This window comes from Rhodoluna sp. (assembly GCF_024641065.1).
In the GTDB taxonomy this organism is placed as follows: Bacteria; Actinomycetota; Actinomycetes; order Actinomycetales; family Microbacteriaceae; genus Rhodoluna.
This window is the reverse complement of the sequence record NZ_JAHEDV010000013.1, coordinates 3,112-6,513: the sequence shown is the minus strand read 5'-3', so window position 1 is coordinate 6,513 and position 3,402 is coordinate 3,112. Positions and strand designations below refer to the sequence as shown.

The window sequence follows — 3,402 nt, the reverse complement described above, 5'->3', positions numbered from 1 at the left end:
CCGGCAACAACGCGGGTGGTGCAAATCGAACCTGGGCCAACGCCAACCTTCACGCCATCGGCACCTGCTGCAACCAGAGCAGCTGCGCCTTCGCGGGTTGCGATGTTTCCGCCGATGATGTCGACGTTCTTGGCAAATGGCTCGGCCTTTAGCTTGGCAACCATTTCGAGAACTGCGCGGTTGTGTCCGTGAGCGGTGTCAACAATGAGCAGGTCAACGCCTGCATCGATGAGTGCCATCGAACGCTCCCAGGCATCCTGGCCAACACCAACGGCTGCACCAACCAAAAGGCGACCGCTCGAGTCTTTCGAAGCAAGCGGGTACTTCTCGCTTTTGTCGAAGTCTTTAACGGTGATCAAACCTTTGAGCTTGCCGTTGCCGTCAACGATTGGCAACTTCTCGATGCGGTGTTGAGCAAAAATCGCGATTGCCTCTTCTGGGCGAACACCAACCTGCGCGGTGATCAGCGGCATTGGGGTCATTACATCTTTAACCAAAGTTGTCGTGCGCTGCACGTCGAGCACGAAACGCATGTCGCGGTTTGTGACAATGCCGATTAGGCGGTCATCCTCGTCGATAACCGGAAGGCCCGAAACTCTGAACTGACCGCAAAGATCGTCTACTTCTTGGATGGTGGCCAACGGAGTTGTGGTTACCGGATTGGTAATCATTCCGGCCTCTGAGCGTTTGACCAGGTCAACCTGGTTAGCCTGCTGTTCGAGTGAAAGGTTGCGGTGCAAAATGCCAATGCCGCCCTGGCGAGCCATGGCGATTGCCAAACGGGCCTCGGTTACGGTGTCCATTGCCGATGAGAGCAACGGAATGTTGATTTCGATGCGCTTTGAGATGCGGGTCTTGGTGTTTACCGCCGAAGGCATGATGTCTGATTCGCCCGGCAAAAGCAGCACGTCGTCATAGGTCAGTCCGAGAAAGCCGAAAGGGTTGTTTTCAGTCATTTTGTCCTCATGCGGGTTGGCGGTTAGGCAAGTCTAGCCGAGCAAAAGTCACACCTCTTATTGCGGTATTCTGGGGCGAATACGCAAAGGCGCACATCCCGGGCGCCTATACCTCTTGGAGGCCTGATTGAAGAATCATCAGATCAATCGCTGGCGTGGGTTAGCCCTCGCAGGCACGACCTTGGCAATGCTGTTTTCAGTATTGTTCTCGGCTCTGCCATCGATCGCAGCACCTGCCACACCTAGCCCTGCTCCTAGCCCGAGTTATTCGAATGACGCTCTGTTAATTCGCGGAACGATCACAAACGAGAAGCTGCCCGTGGCTGGTGTGAAGTTGCATGTCACCGGAAACGGATTCGATGGCACCGCGACCACTGACGCAGATGGCAAGTGGATCATAGAGGTTTCCAAGAAAGGCACATACGACGTCGAGATTCAACTCGACTCATTGCCAAAAGGTGTTGGTCTGCGTGACCCTGAGAAGTCAGTGCGTCAAGCCGACCTAACCATCGTCAACACAGCCGGAATTTTGTTTCCTCTCGGAAAAGACACTCGCGTGGTGCAGTCGTTCGGCGACCAGTTAGTGATTCGCCTTTGGTCTGGCCTTAACCTCGGATTGCTCCTTGCGGTTGCTGCAATCGGAATCTCGTTAATCTTTGGCACCACTGGTCTCAACAACTTTGCTCACGGTGAAATGCTCACATTCGGTGCATTGATGACCTGGGTTTTCTACGCAAACATGAACCTGCCAATTTTGCTGGTAGCAGTTTTGGTTCTTATCCTTGGTGGCGCATTCGGCTTCTCACAGGATGCCTTCTTGTGGAAACCGCTTCGCAAAAAGCGCGTAGGCCTGAACCAGATGATGATCGTTTCAATCGGTTTCAGCATCGTAGTTCGCTATGTTCTGCTCATCATTTTTGGTGGTGAAACAAAGGTGGTTAGCGGTTCGTTCCAATCGGTTCAACTTGGCCCGATCGTGACCACCATGAACTCGGTTGTGTCAATGGCAGTAAGCCTGGTAACCCTGGCCGCAGTTGCTTTGTTCTTGACCCGCACCCGCATCGGCAAGGCAACGCGTGCCGTCAGCGACAACTCAGCTCTCGCGGCTTCAACCGGCATCGACGTTGAGCGAATTATTCGAATCGTCTGGATTGTTGCCGGCACCCTAACTGCCCTTGCTGGCTTGCTCTATGGCCTTCAGTTTCAGGCCAACTGGCTCACCGGCTTCCAGATTCTGTTGCTCTTGTTCGCTTCGGTAACCCTCGGCGGTCTTGGCACCGCACTTGGCGCGACCGTTGGCGCAATGATCATCGGCTTTGTAGTTGAGCTTTCGGTATTGGTAATCCCAGCCGACCTCAAATATGCGGCTTCACTCATCATCCTTGTATTGGTATTGCTGATTCGCCCTCAGGGTGTTCTTGGCAAGAAGCAGAGAATCGGTTAGGAAATCATGGACTGGGGAGCAATATTCACTCTGGCTGTCAAAGAACTGATCAGCCCCATCACAGCGACCTACGTGCTCTGCGCGATTGGTTTGTCTGTGCACTTCGGTTATACCGGTTTGCTTAACTTTGGTCAGGCGGCATTCGCTGCCATTGGTGGCTACGGATTGGCAATCGCGATTCTCACATTGCACTGGCCACTGATTCCGGCTGCGTTATTTGGTCTCGCCTGCAGCGCTGTGTTCGCAGTGGTGCTAGGAATTCCTACGCTCCGTTTGCGAGCCGACTATCTCGCAATCGTGACCATTGCAGCTGCTGAAATTTTCAGATATTTCATGACCACGATTGGTTTCGCAAAAGTCACCGGTGGTTCAAATGGTCTAAGCCAGTTCGGTCAAGAATTTTGGAAAATGAATCCGTTCCCTGACCTTGACTATGGCTTCGGACCGTTCACATATCGCAACGACCAAATTTTCGTGATGATGCTCGGATGGACATTGGTTGCGATTTGCGCAATCTTGGTTTGGTTGCTCATGCGCTCACCTTGGGGCCGCGTGCTTCGAGGCATTCGTGAAGATGAAGATGCCGTTCGCAGCCTTGGCAAGAACGTATTTGTCTACAAGTTGCAGGCACTGATCTTTGGTGGCCTTTTCGCCAGCCTCGGTGGAATGTTGTTTGTGCTGAACCTCTCGAACGTTCAGCCACAGTCATGGGGAACAACCTTTACCTTCATGATCTGGACAGTGCTTCTTCTAGGAGGCGCTGCGACTGTTCTTGGCCCAATCGTTGGCACCTTGGTGTTCTTCTTCTTGATGAGCATCACCCAGGGAATTTTGAGTGGTTTGGTGTCTATCGGCGCCCTTCCGTTCTTGTCAGACCCGCAGGTTGGCCAGATTCGATTCATTTTGATTGGCCTCTCGCTAATGCTGTTGGTCATTTTCAGACCACAGGGAATCTTTGGAAACAAGAGGGAGATGCAGTTCAATGTCTAACCAAATCTCAGT

3 protein-coding genes are annotated in these 3,402 nt (G+C 52.7%); 2 read left to right on the top strand and 1 reads right to left on the bottom strand.

All coding sequences use genetic code 11. The features are described 5' to 3' along the window. Positions 1-956: IMP dehydrogenase (locus Q0L26_RS05535; protein ID WP_296648499.1), on the bottom strand; the 956-nt coding region annotated here is incomplete at its 3' end. 127 nt (positions 957-1,083) lie between these two features. Here Q0L26_RS05535 and Q0L26_RS05530 point away from each other — a divergent pair. Together Q0L26_RS05530 and Q0L26_RS05525 are read left to right on the top strand one after the other, a co-directional pair. Continuing rightward, positions 1,084-2,400: a branched-chain amino acid ABC transporter permease gene (locus tag Q0L26_RS05530; RefSeq protein ID WP_296648497.1), complete on the top strand. Its 1,317-nt coding sequence runs from the start codon at positions 1,084-1,086 to the stop codon at positions 2,398-2,400. A 6-nt stretch (positions 2,401-2,406) separates the two neighbouring features. Beyond that, a complete protein-coding gene (locus Q0L26_RS05525) occupies positions 2,407-3,390 on the top strand; it encodes a branched-chain amino acid ABC transporter permease (RefSeq protein ID WP_296648494.1) in 984 nt (327 codons plus the stop codon). The last annotated feature ends 12 nt before the right edge of the window (positions 3,391-3,402 follow it).